Consider the following 15,870-nt stretch of genomic DNA (forward strand, 5'->3'; position numbering starts at 1 on the left):
GACGGCCTTGCCGATTCCGCAGCCAAGGGCGCCGATGGCCCCGAGGTGTCGCGCACAATCTGCAGGCCTGGCTCGCGGCCTGGTGGGCGTGGCTGGCGCTTGGGCGGCCTGGGTTGCATTGCGCGCCACGTCCTGGGCGGTGGCCGTCATCTCATGCACCGCGGTGGCCACCTGGTCTATTTCCACCATCTGTTTGTGCACCCCTTGGTTGGTGCGAATGGCAATGTCAGCGGTGTGTTCCGAGGAGTCGCTGACGCTCTGCACCGAGGTCACCACCTGGGTGATCATCGCCTGCAGTTTGCCGAGGAAGGTATTGAAGCCCTTGGCGATGGCGCCCAGTTCATCGGCCCGGTCGCTGCTCAGGCGGCGGGTCAGGTCGCCTTCGCCCTGGGCGATGTCGTCGAGCATGGCCACCATTTGTTTGAGGGGGCGGGCGATGCCATGGCCCACCAACCAGATCACCAGCAGGCCGATGCCTGCAATCACCAGGCCGACCATGGCCATGCTGAAGGTGTCGGCCTTGCGTTGGGCCGCCAGTTCGCCCTGGAGTTTTTGCAGGTCAGCCATCACTGCATCCAGGGGCAGGTGCAGCATGAAGGTCCATTGCGCCTCGGTTTGGCCGATGCCGAACGGCAGGTAGAGTTCGATCTCGTTGCCGGCCTGATCGACGCTGTACGTCACTTCGCCGCGCTTGAGGTGGTTCAGCTTGGCGAGCTTCTCGGCGTCGAGCACTGTGCTGACCGGCTCGCCGAATTTGCTCGAGTCCTGGGTGTAGGCCACCAGGCGTCCATTGCTGCCGATCAGGGCCATTTCCCCGACCCCGTTGTAGAGCTTCTGGTTGGCGCTCAGGAGCATGTCCTGGATGAAGTTCACCGACAGGTCGGCGCCGACAATCCCCTGGAACTGGCCATCGATCAGGATCGGCTGGATAAAGGAGGCGAGCATCACCACCTTGTCCCCGACCTTGTAGGGGGCCGGGTCGATCACGCAGGACTTTTTACTGTCCCTGGAGCACAGGTAGTACTCGCTGGCGCGCACGCCGGTGGACAGGAGTTTTTGGTCATTCACGTCTGCCAGCTTGTCCAGGCCCAGGCTGCCGTCGTCGTTGCGGAACCACCAGGGCAGGAAGCGCCCGCTGGCGGCGTCGATGCCGATGACCGAGCTGCCGATGAAGGCCGCGTCATTGTGGTCGACGGCACCCGGCTCCCAGGCGATATAGGCGCCGAGCATTTTCGGATTTTTTACGAGGTTTTCCTTGAGCAGGGCGATCAGTTGTTCGCGGCTCAGGTTCAGTTGCGCCTGGCCCTGGGCATCTCGGGCCCCCAGCAGTGCGTTGACCCGCACCAGGCCGTCGGCAATCAGCAGCGGGGCTTCCAGGTCACGCAGGATCTGGCTGACCTGGTTCTGTGCCAGCCCGCGCAGGCGCTGCTCGATGACCTGCTCGAACTGGGCCTGGGTCCGCTGTTGCACCATGTCCTGGGTGCGAGCGCCGGAAAACAGGGCGTAGACCACCAGGGCTGCCACCACGCTGAGGATAATGGCACCGGCCAATGCGGCCACAGAAAACTGGATCGACTTGAACTTCATAGAGGCTCCGGGCGCAGGAATTTAGGTCTGCCGTGTTGTATCGGCCGCCGCCTTGCGGGTCATGAGCCTTGAGTGTCGATATGACCGTTTTAGATGGGTTTATGTCGCTATTGATAAGGCGTATTCCGGGTGGTTGGCGCTCTGGCGGGGCATATGAAATTTTTCCTACAGGGTTGGCATATGTATCTGAATTGCGACCGATAACGTGTTTTGCATCTGGCGCGGATACAGTTCCGCCCTTAGGATACGCGCCATGTTTTCAGGGAGGTTTGCATGAAGAAGTCATTAGTTGTGTGCGCACTGAGTGCTGCGGTTCTGCTCGCCGGTTGTGAAACGGTCAACACCACCAGCGGAGGCGTGGTGGGCGTGGATCGCAAGCAATCCATGTTCAGCATGGTGTCCAGCGCCGAGGTCAACCAGTCCTATGCTCAGTCCTACCAGGAGACTCTGGGAGAGGCGAGCAGCCAGGGTGTGCTGGACAAGACCAGTGCCAACGCCAAGCGTCTGCAGGTCATTGCTGATCGTCTGATCGCCCAGGCCCCCACTTTCCGCCCTGATTGCGCGCAGTGGAAATGGGAAGTCAACCTGATCAAGAGTGACGAGCTCAACGCCAACTGCGGTCCTGGCGGCAAGATCATTTTCTACTCCGGGCTGATCGAAAAACTGAAACTGACCGACGATGAAATCGCCGCGGTGATGGGTCATGAAATTGCCCACGCCCTGCGCGAGCACGGTCGTGAAGCCATGTCCAAGCAGTACGCGGTCGGCGCAGGCAAGCAGATTGCTACTTTGTTCGGGGTTTCCCAGCAAACCGTCGCCCTGGGCGACAACGGCGTGAGCTTGCTGATGACCCTGCCCAACAGCCGCGAGAACGAAAACGAAGCGGACCTGATCGGTCTGGAGCTGGCCGCTCGCGCCGGTTACAACCCGAATGCAGCCATTACCCTGTGGAACAAAATGGGCCAGGCTGCCGGCGGTTCCGCACCGCCTGAGTTCATGAGCACTCACCCGGCTTCCACCAGCCGTATCGCTTCGTTGCAGGCGGCGATTCCCAAGGTGATGCCGTTGTACGAGCAAGCCAAGAAGTCTTGATCCCCCCGCGTCATTCTCGGTGACGCTTTCGCCGGCAAGCCAGCTCCTACGTACTTTGTAGGGGCCGACTGGCCGGCGATTTCATTTACAGCCAGCCGCTGCTCTGCATGGCCTTGTACACCGCCACCACGGCGAGAATGACAAAGGCCGACGCCGCCAGGCGACGAATCAGGGTCAGGGGCAACTTGTCCGCCGCAAAATTACCGGCCAGTACCACCGGCACGTTGGCAATCAGCATGCCCAGGGTGGTGCCGATGATCACCAGCCACAGCTCCGGGTACTGGGCGGCCAGCATCACCGTGGCGACCTGGGTCTTGTCCCCGATTTCGGCGAGGAAGAAAGCGATCAGAGTGGTCAGGAATGGGCCGAACTTGCGTGCGGTGCTGGCTTCGTCATCGTCCATTTTGTCCGGGACCAGGGTCCAGAGCGCAGTGGCGGTGAAGCTGGCGGCAAGTATCCAGTGCAGCGTTGCGTCCGAGAAGAAACTGCCGACCCAGGCGCCGACAGCCCCCGCAGCGGCGTGGTTGGCCAGGGTCGCGGCGACGATGCCGGCGATGATCGGCCAGGGTTTGCGGAAGCGTGCGGCAAGAATCAGGGCAAGCAGTTGCGTCTTGTCGCCGATTTCGGCCAAGGCAACGATTGCGGTGGGGACGAGTAGAGAATCCAACATCAGGGTTTTCCTAAGGGGCGGGTCGACACGGCTATGACACGTACAGCCTTCCCGCCCCGGGTAAGGTGTGCGTGTCATAGGTCTTGTCAAACCACGGGATCCGTCTGTGCGGAACCTCTGGGTCGCATGCGCCATGGTCTGTTGACCAAGTATGTTGACGCATGCCGGACGAGCGTGGCGCTCGTGGGAGACTACTCCCCTAGGACGGAGCGGATTCTGCCTAGGCAAAACCCTTTCGGCAAGCCTTGTGTGTGAAAAATAATCTCAACCACGCTTGGCGCTGTAGATCCGGAATCCCTGGCCTTCGGCCTTGACCGAACAAGGCCCCAGATGCTCTTCGATCAGCGGTTGGTAGCGCAGGAAGCTGTTGGCAACTAGCCGAAGTTCGCCACCATTTTTCAGATGTTGCTTGGCTTTTCGCAGCAGGTTTTCCGTTGCTTGATAGTCCGTGTGAACCCCGACATGGAACGGCGGATTGGTCAGGATGCTGTTCAGGCCCATGGGCGCGGCGTCGATTCCGTCGCCGGTCAGCACCTCGGCTTCCAGGCCATTGGCGGCCAGGGTCAGGCGGCTGCTGGCGGTAGCAAAGGCGTCGACATCCAACAGAGTGACGGTGTTGTGGGGGTAGCGGCGTTTCACCGTGGCCCCGAGCACCCCGGCGCCGCAACCGAAGTCCAGCACATGGCCGCTCGGCAGTTTGTCCAGGTGCTCCAGCAGCAGTGCGCTGCCGCGATCCAGGCGTCCATGGCTGAATACCCCCGGCAGGCTGACGACTTTGAGCGGGCCTTCGGCCAGGGGCAGTTCATATTCCTGGGCCAGGCTTTCCAGGGCGACCGCCTCGGGGGCGTTGGCCACGGTCACTTGCCACAGTTGGCAGTGCCGCGCGCTGTCCAGCTTGCGCGGCTTGCCGAAGGGGTTGAGCTGCTTGGCCGCACTTTCCACGCCGCTGCGTTTTTCGCCCACCAGGTACAACTCACGGCCGGCCAGACGCGAGGCCAGGGCGTTGAGCAGATAGTCGGTCAGGTCCTTGGATTTGGGCAGGAACAACACCGCCGTTTCGAAGGCTTCGTTGGGGGCGTGCACGCCGAAATGGCTGCGCCCGGCAAAGCGCGCATCCAAGGCGGCCTGGTCACCGGCGTGCCAGCACCAGCCGCGGGCATTGGGCAGACGACCGAGCAGATCGTCGGCGGGCAAACCGGCCAGCAGCAGGGAACCTTGAAACAATTCAGCCTGGCGTAGCAGTACTTCGCTGCGAGTGTCCATTGTCTGCACCTGAAAAAAAGTGGCGCAGTTTATCAATTCACAACCCGCAGCGGTGCGCCGTTGAAAAATGCCCGGGCATTTTCCGCCAGTTGGCCGACGATGCGCTGCCGGGCCTCGCGGCTGCCCCAGGCGTTGTGGGGCGTAACGATCAAGCGCGGGATGTCATTGGCCAACAACGGATTGCCAGTGCTAGGCGGTTCGACACTCAGCACATCGGTGGCTGCGCCGCCCAAGTGGCCGCTGCGCAAGGTGTCGGCCAGGGCTTGTTCGTCGATCAGGCCGCCGCGAGCGGTGTTGACCACCAGGGCGCTGGGCTTGAGCAAGGCCAGCTCCCGGGCGCCGATCATGTGGCGGGTGTGTTCGTTGAGCGGGCAGTGCAGGGTCAGGGCGTCGACCTGGGGCAGCAACTCGTCCAAGGGCAGGCGGTCGGCCCGGGCCGGGCGACCGGGAATCTGCCCCAGCAACACACGCATGCCGAAGGCTTCCGCCAGGCGCGCCACGGCGCTGCCTAACTCACCGTGGCCCAGCAGGCCGAGGGTTTTACCTTCGAGTTCGATGATGGGGTAGTCCAGCAGGCAGAACTGCTTGGCTTGCTGCCAGCGACCGGCACCGACCGCGTCCTGGTAGTCCCGCAGGCGGTGGCCAGGTTGAGCAGCAGCATCAGGGTGTGCTGGGCCACCGAGGGGGTGCCGTAGCCCTGGCAGTTGCTGACGCTGATGCCTTGGGCGCGGGCGGCGGCCAGGTCGATGTTGTTGGTGCCGGTGGCGGCCACCAGGATCAGTCGCAGATCGGGGCACGCAGCCAGGGTGCGCGCATCCAGCAGCACTTTATTGCTGATGGCGACCTGCGCCCCCTGCAGGCGTTCGATCACCTGTTCAGGTGCGGTTTGCGCGCAGAGCTCCAGCTCGTTGAAGGTCTCGCGCAGCGGGGTCATATCAAGGTCCCCGAGGTCCAGGGAAGGGTGATCAAGGAAGACCGCGCGGTGATTGTTGGTCATCAACTGTACCTTTTGCACAAGGGTTCGAAGGCGTAATCTGCCGAGCCTAACAGATGAAATAATTAGACACATGCAGGAGCGTCCATGTACCTCACCGAGTTTCTGACCGTTGCCTTGATTCACCTGCTGGCCGTGGCCAGCCCCGGGCCTGACTTCGCCGTGGTGGTGCGCGAAAGCGTGACCCATGGCCGCCGTGCTGGCACCTGGACCGCCCTGGGTGTGGGCTCGGCCATCTTTCTGCATGTGGGGTATTCGCTGCTGGGCATCGGCCTGATCGTGTCCCAGTCGATCGTGCTGTTCAACGCCCTGAAATGGCTGGCGGCGGCTTACCTGCTGTACATCGGCTTCAAGGCCCTGCGCGCGCAGCCGGCCAAGCCGGCAGCGGATGACCTGCAGCAGGAGGCTGGCGAGCGCACGGCCCGCGGTGCCTTCACTTCCGGTTTCGTCACCAATGGCCTGAACCCCAAGGCCACACTGTTCTTCCTGTCGCTGTTTACCGTGGTCATCAACCCGCATACGCCTTTGGCGATCCAGGCCGGTTACGGCGTCTACCTGGCGGCCGCCACGGCGGTCTGGTTCTGCCTGGTGGCGATGCTGTTCAGCCAGCAGCGGGTGCGTGCCGGGTTTGCCCGCATGGGGCACTGGTTTGATCGGACCATGGGCGCGGTGCTGATCGCCATCGGTGTGAAACTGGCTTTTACCGAGATGCATTGAGCGGGGCAGGGTGCCGATTCGGCTGATTCAAGGGCCTGGAACCCAGGAATGCCCCACAAATACTGGCTTAAAGCTAGTATTTGGGGGCCCTGCAAATCATCCCTTTGGCTGATTTAGCGGTGGCGCAGGAGCTCTAGAGTGAGCATTCTTCAGCTACGACCGAGCAGTCAGAAAAGGGATTCTTATGTTGCAGACTCGTGTGATTCCGCCAGCCGACGGTGCTTACCAATACCCACTACTGATCAAACGGCTGCTGATGTCGGGCGCCCGCTATGAGAAAACCCGCGAAATCATTTATCGGGACAAGCTGCGTTACACCTACCCAACCCTGATTGAGCGTGTGGCGCGGTTGGCCAACGTACTGACCGAGGCCGGGGTCAAGGCCGGGGATACCGTGGCGGTGATGGACTGGGACAGCCATCGCTATCTGGAATGCATGTTTGCCATCCCGATGATCGGCGCGGTGATCCACACCATCAATGTGCGCCTGTCGCCGGAGCAGATCCTCTACACCATGAACCATGCCGAAGACCGCTTCGTGCTGGTCAACAGCGAGTTTGTAGGGCTCTACCAGGCGATCGCCGGGCACCTGACCACAGTGGACAAGACCCTGCTGCTCACCGACGGCCCGGAAAAAACCGCGGAACTGCCGAACCTGGTGGGCGAGTACGAAACCTTGCTGGCCGCTGCCAGTACCCAGTACACGTTCGAGGATTTCGACGAAAACTCCGTTGCCACCACCTTCTACACCACCGGTACTACCGGCAACCCCAAGGGCGTGTACTTCACCCATCGGCAGTTGGTCCTGCACACCATGGGTGTGTCGACCATCATGGGCTCCATCGACAGCGTGCGCCTGCTGGGCAGTAACGATGTGTACATGCCCATTACCCCGATGTTCCATGTGCATGCCTGGGGCCTGCCGTACGTGGCCACCATGTTGGGCCTGAAGCAGGTCTATCCCGGTCGCTACGACCCCGAGTTCCTGGTGGAGTTGTGGCGTAAGGAAAAGGTCACCTTCTCCCACTGCGTGCCGACCATCCTGCAGATGCTGCTTAACGCCAAGGCCGCCCAAGGCACCGACTTCGGCGGCTGGAAGATTGTCATTGGCGGCAGCGCCCTGAACCGTGCTCTGTACGACGCCGCCAAGGCCAAGGGGATCCAGTTGACGGCCGCCTATGGCATGTCGGAAACCGGCCCTCTGGTGTCATGCGCCCACCTCAATGACGAACTGATGGCAGGCAGCGAAGACGAACGCACCACCTACCGGATCAAGGCCGGGGTGCCAGGCCCCTTGGTGGAGGCGGCGATCATCGACGCTGAAGGCAACTTCCTCCCGGCGGATGGCGAATCCCAGGGCGAATTGGTGTTGCGTGCGCCGTGGCTGACCGAGGGGTATTTCAACGAGCCGCAAAAAGGCGCCGAACTGTGGCACGGCGGCTGGCTGCACACCGGCGACGTGGCGACCCTGGACAGCATGGGCGTGATCGATATCCGCGACCGTATCAAGGATCTGATCAAGACCGGCGGCGAATGGATCTCCTCCCTGGACCTGGAGGACCTCATCAGCCGTCATGTGGCGGTACGTGAAGTAGCAGTGGTGGGGATTGCCGACCCGCAGTGGGGCGAGCGGCCGTTTGCCCTGCTGGTGATCCGTGAAGGCCATGTGATCGGGGCCAAGGAGCTCAAGGAACACCTCAAGCCTTTTGTCGAACTGGGCCACCTGAGCAAGTGGGCCATCCCCAGTCAGATCGCCCTTGTTACTGAAATTCCCAAGACCAGCGTCGGTAAGCTCGACAAGAAGCGCATCCGCGTCGATATCAGCGAATGGCAAGCCAGTAATAGCACCTTCCTCTCCACGCTCTGAGCGTCCGTTGTCGTGCCCGAAAGGGCACGACATGCCCACCAAGCAAGCGCTTGGCTTGTGAAATCCGAATTTTCAGCCATTCTCCCATCGCCAGTTTCTGCTGGTATGGCAAAGGGGCGCTCCAGCGCGCGCGGGGTCTGCAAATCACACTTTAGAGGGATCAAGCACTACCCCCTGCTGGATATAGTCCGTTCAAGGAATTCTTAAGAACGATGCACCGCGCAGTGCGCTGCGCCATGCAACTTTGGAGGGGGACGCAAGGTCTGTTTGCCCTTCTTTCGAAGCGTTTTTAGAAGAACTCACTGCCATAACAATAATGCACATGGAGTAGCGTCGATGACCTCTGCAAACCAGTTCTGGCGCCGGGCGAAACTGCCTCTGGCCGTCAGCCTCGCTTCAACGCTCGCCGGCCCGGCATTCGGTGTCACCTTCAACGTCGGTGAAATCGAAGGCAGCTTCGACTCGTCCCTGTCGCTGGGGGCCAGTTGGTCTACGTCAAAAGCCAATCGCGACCTGATTGGCGCCAACAATGGCGGCAAGGGGTTGTCGCAAACTTCCGATGACGGTCACCTGAACTTCAAGCGTGGGGAGACCTTCTCGAAGATCTTCAAGGGTATCCATGACCTGGAGCTGAAGTACGGTGACACCGGCGTCTTTGTGCGTGGCAAGTACTGGTATGACTTTGAGCTGAAGGACGAGAGCCGCTTGTTCAAGGACATCAGCGACAGCAACCGCAAGGAAGGCGCCAAGTCCTCCGGCGGGCAGATCCTCGACGCCTTCATCTACCACAACTACGCGATTGCCGATCAGCCGGGTTCCGTGCGTTTCGGCAAGCAGGTGGTGAGTTGGGGCGAGAGCACCTTTATCGGTGGCGGCATCAACTCGATCAACCCGATCGACGTCTCGGCGTTCCGTCGCCCAGGCGCGGAGATCAAGGAAGGCCTGATCCCGGTCAACATGTTCTACGTGTCCCAGACCCTGACCGACAACCTCTCGGCCGAGGCGTTCTACCAACTGGAATGGGACCAGACGGTGACCGACAACTGCGGCACCTTCTTCTCCCAGCCGGACATCATTTCCGACGGCTGTGACAACAACCTGCGCGTCTTGAACAAGCGTTCGACCATCAACCCATTGGCGCTTCCGACCATCGATGCCTTGGGCGTGGACGTTAACGAAGAAGGTGCCCTGGTTCGCCGTGGCCCAGATCGTGATGCCCGTGACAGTGGTCAGTTCGGGGTGGCCTTCCACTACAACTTTGAGCCGCTGGACACCGAGTTCGGCGCCTATTTCATGAACTATCACAGCCGTGCGCCAATCTTCAGCGCCCAGGGCGCCTCGCAGTTCTACTACAACGTGCCGCTGGGGCCTCTTGCGGGCGCACGGCCGTTGATCGTCGCCGGCAACTCCAACTACTTCGTCGAGTACCCGGAAGACATTCGCCTGTACGGTTTGAGCTTCTCGACCACCTTGCCCACCGGCACCGCCTGGAGCGGCGAGTTGAGCTACCGGCCTAACGCACCGGTGCAGTTGAACTCCACCGACATCCTGTATGCGGGTGTGACCCCCATTGGCGGCTTTCAAGATGCGTCGCTGCTGAAGGGGAGTCCAGGCCAGGACCTGCATGGCTATCGGCGTAAGGAAGTCACCCAGTTCCAGACCACCTTTACCCACTTCCTCGATCAGGTCATGGGCGCCAGCCGCCTGACCCTGGTGGGCGAGATTGGCGTGACCCATGTGGGCGGCCTGGAAAGCAAATCCGATGTGCGTTATGGCCGTGACCCGGTATTCGGTCCAGGCGAGTTGCCCAATGGCTTCTGCACCACCCTTAACGCCGGGACCGCAGCGGGTGCGGGTACCACTGCCAGCAACGTCAACAGCAACTGCAACAATGACGGCTTCACCACCGCCACGTCCTGGGGCTACCGCGGTCGGGCGATCTGGGAATACCCGGATGTGTTCGCAGGCGTCAACTTCAAGCCCAACGTGGCCTGGTCCCATGACGTCAAAGGTTACTCGCCAGGCCCTGGCGGCAACTTCGAGGAAGGTCGCAAGGCCATCAGCCTCGGGCTGGACGCCGAGTACCAGAACACTTACACCGCGAGCCTGGCCTACACCAACTTCTTTGGCGGCGATTACAGCACCGTGGACGACCGGGACTTCGTGGCCTTCAGCGTTGGCGCGAACTTCTAAGCTCACTGTCTTTTCAGGAAGAACAACATGATGAAAACCACCAAGAGTCTGTTGCATATCGGTGTGCTAGGCCTGTCGCTGTTGGCGACCAGCGTCATGGCCGCGGTGTCGGCCGACGAAGCGGCCAAGCTGGGCACCAGCCTGACGCCGATGGGCGCGGAAATGGCCGGCAACGCCGCCGGTACCATTCCCGCCTGGAAGCCGCTGGCGACCAATGCCGGGACTGTAGACAGCAAGGGGTTCCTGTCCAACCCTTACGCCAGTGAGCAGCCGCAATTCACCATCACGGCGCAGAACGTCGATCAATACAAAGACAAGTTGGCACCCGGCCAGTACGCGATGTTCAAACGCTACCCGGAAACCTTCAAGATGCCGGTCTACCCCTCCCATCGTGGTGCCACGGTGCCCGCGGATGTGTTCGCCGCTATCAAGCGCAACGCCACCAACACCAGTCTGGTGTCTGGCGGCAACGGCCTGGAGAACTTCGAAACTGCCGTACCGTTCCCGATTCCGAAGAGCGGTGTGGAAGTCATCTGGAACCACATCACCCGTTATCGCGGTGGCAGCGTGACCCGCCTGGTGACCCAGGCCACGCCGCAAGCCAACGGCTCCTACAGCCTGGTGTACTTCCAGGACCAGTTCGTGTTCCGCGACAAGATGAAGGATTACGACCCGAAAAACCCGGGCAACATCCTGTTCTACTTCAAGCAGAAAGTGACCGCTCCGGCGCGCCTGGCCGGTGGCGTGCTGCTGGTTCACGAAACCCTGGACCAAGTGAAGGAACCGCGTTCGGCGTGGGTCTACAACGCCGGCCAACGCCGTGTGCGTCGTGCGCCGCAAGTGTCCTATGACGGCCCGGGTACTGCCGCCGATGGCCTGCGTACCTCCGACAACCTGGACATGTACAACGGCGCCCCGGATCGCTACGACTGGAAGCTGGAAGGCAAGAAGGAGATGTACATCGCCTCCGACAGCTACAAGCTCGACTCGCCGACCCTGAAGTACGCCGACATCATCAAGGCCGGCCACATCAACCAGGACCTGGCGCGCTACGAGTTGCGCCGTGTCTGGCACGTGGTCGCCACCTTGAAGGAAGGCCAGCGTCACATCTACGCCAAGCGTGACTTCTACATCGACGAGGACACCTGGCAGGCGGCAGTGATCGATCATTACGACGGTCGCGGCCAACTGTGGCGCGTGGCCGAGGCCCATGCCGAGAACTACTACGACAAGCAAGTGCCGTGGTACGCCCTGGAAACCCTCTACGACCTGCAGTCCGGCCGCTACCTGGCGCTGGGCATGAAGAACGAAGAGAAACAGGCCTACGACTTTGGCTTCACCGCCACCACCAGCGATTTCACCCCCGCAGCTCTGCGCCAAGACGGCGTGCGTTAATCGGTTGTAACTATAGAGGCCGCATCCTCGCTAAACGCCCCGACTGGTTCGGGGGCGTTTTTTTTGGACTTTTTATGGCTTGGTCTAATGTTCATTGGGATAAATCTGGCTCGACTACAGATCGTTACATTTTCTTTGTAGGCGTTTTCTATCCATCTGTAGCAAAAATCTCCAAATGGCCGGTTTTTACGGCTAGTCTGCGGGCATCTGCGACGCCGACACCCGCACATCAATAAGAGTTGGCTATGACTGAGCTGTCCCGAATTCCAGGACCTGCCAGTGCGGCAATTCCCGCGTTGGAAGGGCGCTTTTATCGACCTCCCTTGCCCGATGGCCATGTTCCGCGAGGCCGTTTGTGCGAGCGCTTGAGTGCCGGCTTGAGCGGGCGCCTGTTGCTGGTGTGCGCGCCCGCCGGGTTCGGTAAAAGCTCCCTGGCCGTGGAGTTTTGCCAGGGCCTGCCGAGTCATTGGCACAGCCTGTGGCTGGGGTTGAGCCGACGGGACAACGATCCGGGACGGTTTCTCGAACGGCTGATGGAGGGCCTGCAGCAATATTTCCCCCTGTTGGGTGGCCAATCTCTCGGGCTGCTGAAAATGCGCCAACGCCATCAACCGTTCGCCTTCGAAGAGTGGCTGGACGGGCTGCTGGATGAGTTGGCGGTGCATTTATCCAGCGCTTCGCCCTTGTTACTGGTACTCGACGACTACCACTTGGCTCAGGGCCCGGTGCTGGACCGTTGCCTGCAGTTTTTCCTCAACCACCTGCCCGATGGCTTGCTGGTGCTGGTCACCAGCCGGCAACGCCCGGACTGGCACCTGGCTCGCTTGCGCTTGTCGCGGCAGTTGCTCGAATTGCATGAGCAGGATCTGCGCCTGACCCATGACGAATCCTTGAGATTGCTTGATCGCCACAGCAGTTCACTGCGCGGCGAGGCCCTGGAAAACCTGATCCGGCGCAGTGAAGGCTGGGTGGCCGGGTTGCGTTTCTGGCTGTTGGCCGCGTCCGAGGCCGGGAGTGATGGTTTGCCCCAGGTCCTGCACGGCGGTGAGGGGCTGATTCGCGATTATTTGCTGGAAGAGGTCATCGATTGCCTGCCCGCCGAGGTGCAAGCTTTTCTGTACGACACCGCATCCCAAGAGCGTTTTTGCAGCGAACTGTGCGACGCCATTCGCGAAGCCCATGACAGTGCCGAGATCCTGCGGTTTCTCCAGGCCCATCAAGTATTCCTGGTGCCGCTGGACGAACACGGCCATTGGTACCGTTATCACCACCTGTTTTCCGACCTGTTGCGCACCCGCCCAACGGCCGATGCGGTCGTGCCCGCGGCCAGCCTGCACCTGCGGGCCTGTCGCTGGTTCAACGCCCAGGGGCTGCTGGACGAGGCGGTGGAGCAGGCCTTGCGCGCCGGTCACCTGGATGTGGCGGCCAACCTGGTGCAGAACCTGTCTGAAGAACAACTGCTGGCGGAACAGAACGTCGGCATGTTGCTGCGCTGGAAAATGGACCTGCCCGACAGCCTGCTGATCAGCACGCCGCGCCTGATTGTGTTGTACAGCTGGGCCTTGGGGCTGGCGTGTCAGTTGGATGCTGCCGAGGAGCTGGCGGCCCATTTGAGTCGCTTCCTGCCGGCGCCTTCGGCCACGGCGCAAAAGTCCATGCTCGCGCAATGGCTGGCCTTGAGCGGCATCATCGCCCGGGGGCGAGGCCACCGTGAGTTGACCCTGAGCTATTGCAGCGAGGCGCTCGCCAGCTTGCCCCACAAGCGTTATGGGCAACGCCTGATGTGCCTGTCGACCCTGTCCAATCTGGCCATTGCCGACGCCGACCTGTGGCGTGCCCGGAGCCTGAACCGCGAGTCGCTGGAGCTGGCGCAGCGGGTCGGCAATCCGTTGTTCGAGGCGCTGTCCCATTACGATCGAGCGCGGGTGCTGCAGGCCCGTGGCGAAGTGCTGAGGGCCCAGGAAGAGGTGCGCCTGGGCCAGGAACGCCTGCTGGGCTTATCGGCGCAACGTTTGTATGCGGTGCGTGCCCGGCTGACTTTGTACGAAGGTTATCTGCTGACCCTGCGTTTGCAGCCCGAGGCGGGGTTGGCGCGTTTGCAGGCCGGGCTGGTGGAGGCGCGTGCCTGCCGGGATATCAGCGTGCTGATCGGGCATTGCGTGATTGCCAAGCTGGAAGGCCAGGCCGGGCAGTTCGCCAGGGCCTTCGCCGAGTTGGCCGAGGCTGAGCGCCTGATGCACATCTGGGATGTGCCGCCGATCTACTACCTGGCGATGATTACCCTGGTGAAGTGCGAGCTGTGGCTGGCTCAGGGCCGTACTGATCTGGCTCAGGCCTGGCTCACCCGCCTGGGCCAGACCTACACCGGCGGCCAGGCCGCGGCTCCACCGGAATTCCACCCGCAACTGCCGCTGCACATTGAGCTGCAACAGGCGCTGCTGGAGCGTATCCAGGGCCAGCCGGAGCTTGCCGAGCAGCGCCTGGAGCGCTTGCTTGAACACGGCCAGCAAAGTGGTCGGCAGTTGCTGAGCCTGATGGCCCTGAGTCAGAAGGTCAGTTTGCTGCTGGCCAGCGGCCGTGTCCCTCAGGCTCGCCAGGCGTTTATCCAGGCCCTGGAGTCGGCCCAGGGAGGGGCGTTGCAGCCGTTCGACGGGTTGATTCGCGAGCACCCCCAGTGGTTGCGCGAGCAGTTGCAGCAGGCTCAGCAAAGCCCCTTGGCCGAGGCCTTGTTGGCGCGGCTGCCGCAGGCCGTTGTACGAGAGCTCAGCGAGGCTGCGCATCACAGTGAGACCCTGAGCTCCCGGGAGCTGGCGGTGCTGCAGTTGATTGCTCACGGCTGCTCCAATCAGGAAATCAGCGAGCGGTTGTTCATTTCCCTGCATACGGTGAAAACCCACGCCAGCCATATCAACAGCAAGCTGGGCGTGGAGCGGCGGACCCAGGCGGTGGCCCGAGCTCAGGATTTGGGGTTGCTGGGTTGAGGAGGCGTCTGTCGGGCTTGATTGGGCGTGGCGATCGCCTATCGCCGGCAAGCCGGCGCCTACAGGATAAAAAAACGCCCCGGATGTCGGGGCGTTTTGGGTGAGGCCTGGGTTTAGGCCACTAGGTCGTTGGCGGTGAAGCTGGTGACACCCACTAGTTGAATCTCGAAGTCCGCGGCCAGGTTGCCGTTGATATTGCCCGAGAGTATGTGGTTCTCGAAGCGCAGCTGCCCGGCGCCGGTGAAGCTTTCGGAGCCGATAAAGGTGAAGGCGTCGAGACCGGTCTTGAGCAGGTTGGCGTCGATTTTGGTCAGGTCGATCTTGTCGCCTTCGGCGCTGCTGAAGTCAGTGATCACATCCCGTGCTGTGCCCAGGCCCAACTCCTTCAACAGATTGAAGACAAAGCGGTCGGCGCCGGTGCCACCGGTGAGTGTGTCCGTGCCCAGGCCACCGATCAGGATATCGTCGCCTGCGCCGCCATCCAGCGTGTCATTACCCGCGCCGCCATTGAGCACGTCGTTACCGGCACCGCCCTCCAGGATATTGGCCTGGGCGTTGCCCATTAGGGTGTTGTCCTGATCGTTGCCGACGACCCGGAACAGCCCGCTGCCCACCAGGTTGACGTTCTCCACATTGAGCAGGTTGAGGGCGCTCAGATCGACGACGTCGGTGGTGGCGGTGGCGTTATAGGTGATGTTCAGGGTGTCGTTGCCCTCGTTGGCCAACTCCGTGATCAACCTCAGTTCGCCGAACTGGTCCAGTACGTAGGTGTCGTTGCCGTCACCGCCTTCCATGGTGTCCAGGCCGGTCTTGCCATCCAGCAGGTTGTTGCCAGCGTTGCCGATCAGCACGTTGTTCAGGGTGTTGCCGGTGCCATTGAGGTTATCGCTGCCGCTGAGTGTGAGGTTTTCCAGGTTGGCGCCCAGGGTCCAGTTGACCGAGGAGATCACGGTGTCGATTTCGTCGGCCAGCTTGCTGGTTTCCACGATCACGTCACGGATGTTGTCAACGATGTAGGTGTCGTTGCCCAGGCCACCGACCAAGGTGTCGATGCCGGCGCCGCCGTCGAGGATGTTGTTGCCCGCGTTGCCGGTGATGCGGTTGTTCAGGG

At 61.6% G+C, this 15,870-nt stretch carries 9 protein-coding genes, 2 pseudogenes and 1 riboswitch; of the genes and pseudogenes, 6 read left to right on the forward strand and 5 right to left on the reverse strand.

Features of this window, described 5'->3' with window-relative positions; translation table 11 throughout:
• Nucleotides 1-1,587: pseudogene (locus tag M1B34_RS32850) on the reverse strand (methyl-accepting chemotaxis protein); the annotation flags it as partial.
• A gap of 273 nt (nucleotides 1,588-1,860) precedes the next feature.
• Between M1B34_RS32850 and M1B34_RS32855 the strand changes: the two are divergent.
• Nucleotides 1,861-2,679: a M48 family metallopeptidase gene (locus M1B34_RS32855; protein WP_123337790.1), complete on the forward strand. Its 819-nt coding sequence runs from the start codon at nucleotides 1,861-1,863 to the stop codon at nucleotides 2,677-2,679.
• Nucleotides 2,680-2,764: 85 nt separating this feature from the next.
• Here M1B34_RS32855 and M1B34_RS32860 read toward each other — a convergent pair whose 3' ends face one another.
• From M1B34_RS32860 to M1B34_RS32870, 3 genes and pseudogenes are all read right to left on the reverse strand, one after another.
• Complete coding sequence (locus tag M1B34_RS32860; RefSeq protein WP_123337788.1) at nucleotides 2,765-3,349, reverse strand: TMEM165/GDT1 family protein; 585 nt, start codon at nucleotides 3,347-3,349, stop codon at nucleotides 2,765-2,767.
• Nucleotides 3,350-3,460: 111 nt separating this feature from the next.
• Nucleotides 3,461-3,562: riboswitch (yybP-ykoY riboswitch) on the reverse strand.
• A gap of 51 nt (nucleotides 3,563-3,613) precedes the next feature.
• Nucleotides 3,614-4,612: a class I SAM-dependent methyltransferase gene (locus tag M1B34_RS32865; protein ID WP_268267352.1), complete on the reverse strand. Its 999-nt coding sequence runs from the start codon at nucleotides 4,610-4,612 to the stop codon at nucleotides 3,614-3,616.
• A 32-nt stretch (nucleotides 4,613-4,644) separates the two neighbouring features.
• A pseudogene (locus M1B34_RS32870) lies at nucleotides 4,645-5,609 on the reverse strand (2-hydroxyacid dehydrogenase).
• Nucleotides 5,610-5,693: 84 nt separating this feature from the next.
• On the opposite strand from M1B34_RS32870, the gene M1B34_RS32875 reads away from it, so the two are divergent.
• From M1B34_RS32875 to M1B34_RS32895, 5 genes are all read left to right on the forward strand, one after another.
• Nucleotides 5,694-6,323 carry a LysE family translocator gene (locus M1B34_RS32875; RefSeq protein WP_268261264.1) on the forward strand — a complete coding sequence of 210 codons (630 nt, stop codon included), beginning with the start codon at nucleotides 5,694-5,696 and terminating at the stop codon, nucleotides 6,321-6,323.
• A gap of 184 nt (nucleotides 6,324-6,507) precedes the next feature.
• Nucleotides 6,508-8,190, forward strand: coding sequence for a fatty acid--CoA ligase (locus tag M1B34_RS32880; protein WP_268267353.1), 1,683 nt, complete (start codon nucleotides 6,508-6,510; stop codon nucleotides 8,188-8,190).
• 336 nt (nucleotides 8,191-8,526) lie between these two features.
• Nucleotides 8,527-10,383 carry a DUF1302 domain-containing protein gene (locus M1B34_RS32885; protein ID WP_268267354.1) on the forward strand — a complete coding sequence of 619 codons (1,857 nt, stop codon included), beginning with the start codon at nucleotides 8,527-8,529 and terminating at the stop codon, nucleotides 10,381-10,383.
• Nucleotides 10,384-10,413: 30 nt separating this feature from the next.
• Nucleotides 10,414-11,778 carry a DUF1329 domain-containing protein gene (locus M1B34_RS32890; protein ID WP_268267356.1) on the forward strand — a complete coding sequence of 455 codons (1,365 nt, stop codon included), beginning with the start codon at nucleotides 10,414-10,416 and terminating at the stop codon, nucleotides 11,776-11,778.
• 245 nt (nucleotides 11,779-12,023) lie between these two features.
• Entirely contained in the window at nucleotides 12,024-14,759 is a 2,736-nt protein-coding gene (locus M1B34_RS32895; protein WP_268267355.1) for a winged helix-turn-helix domain-containing protein, read from the forward strand.
• A gap of 113 nt (nucleotides 14,760-14,872) precedes the next feature.
• Here the strand turns inward: M1B34_RS32895 and M1B34_RS33805 are convergent.
• On the reverse strand, nucleotides 14,873-15,870 hold a 998-nt coding region (locus tag M1B34_RS33805; protein WP_279653543.1), incomplete at its 5' end, for a calcium-binding protein.

Source organism: Pseudomonas morbosilactucae, assembly GCF_023241715.1.
Classification (GTDB): domain Bacteria; phylum Pseudomonadota; class Gammaproteobacteria; order Pseudomonadales; family Pseudomonadaceae; genus Aquipseudomonas; species Aquipseudomonas morbosilactucae.

What these genes read in the sequence shown, in the direction of transcription:
- M1B34_RS32865 (WP_268267352.1), bottom strand. Translation starts at nt 4,612, where the DNA reads ATGGACACTCGCAGCGAAGTACTGCTACGCCAGGCTGAATTGTTTCAA.
- M1B34_RS32855 (WP_123337790.1), top strand. Translation starts at nt 1,861, where the DNA reads ATGAAGAAGTCATTAGTTGTGTGCGCACTGAGTGCTGCGGTTCTGCTC.
- M1B34_RS32890 (WP_268267356.1), top strand. Translation starts at nt 10,414, where the DNA reads ATGAAAACCACCAAGAGTCTGTTGCATATCGGTGTGCTAGGCCTGTCG.
- M1B34_RS32895 (WP_268267355.1), top strand. Translation starts at nt 12,024, where the DNA reads ATGACTGAGCTGTCCCGAATTCCAGGACCTGCCAGTGCGGCAATTCCC.
- M1B34_RS32875 (WP_268261264.1), top strand. Translation starts at nt 5,694, where the DNA reads ATGTACCTCACCGAGTTTCTGACCGTTGCCTTGATTCACCTGCTGGCC.
- M1B34_RS32880 (WP_268267353.1), top strand. Translation starts at nt 6,508, where the DNA reads ATGTTGCAGACTCGTGTGATTCCGCCAGCCGACGGTGCTTACCAATAC.
- M1B34_RS32860 (WP_123337788.1), bottom strand. Translation starts at nt 3,349, where the DNA reads ATGTTGGATTCTCTACTCGTCCCCACCGCAATCGTTGCCTTGGCCGAA.
- M1B34_RS32885 (WP_268267354.1), top strand. Translation starts at nt 8,527, where the DNA reads ATGACCTCTGCAAACCAGTTCTGGCGCCGGGCGAAACTGCCTCTGGCC.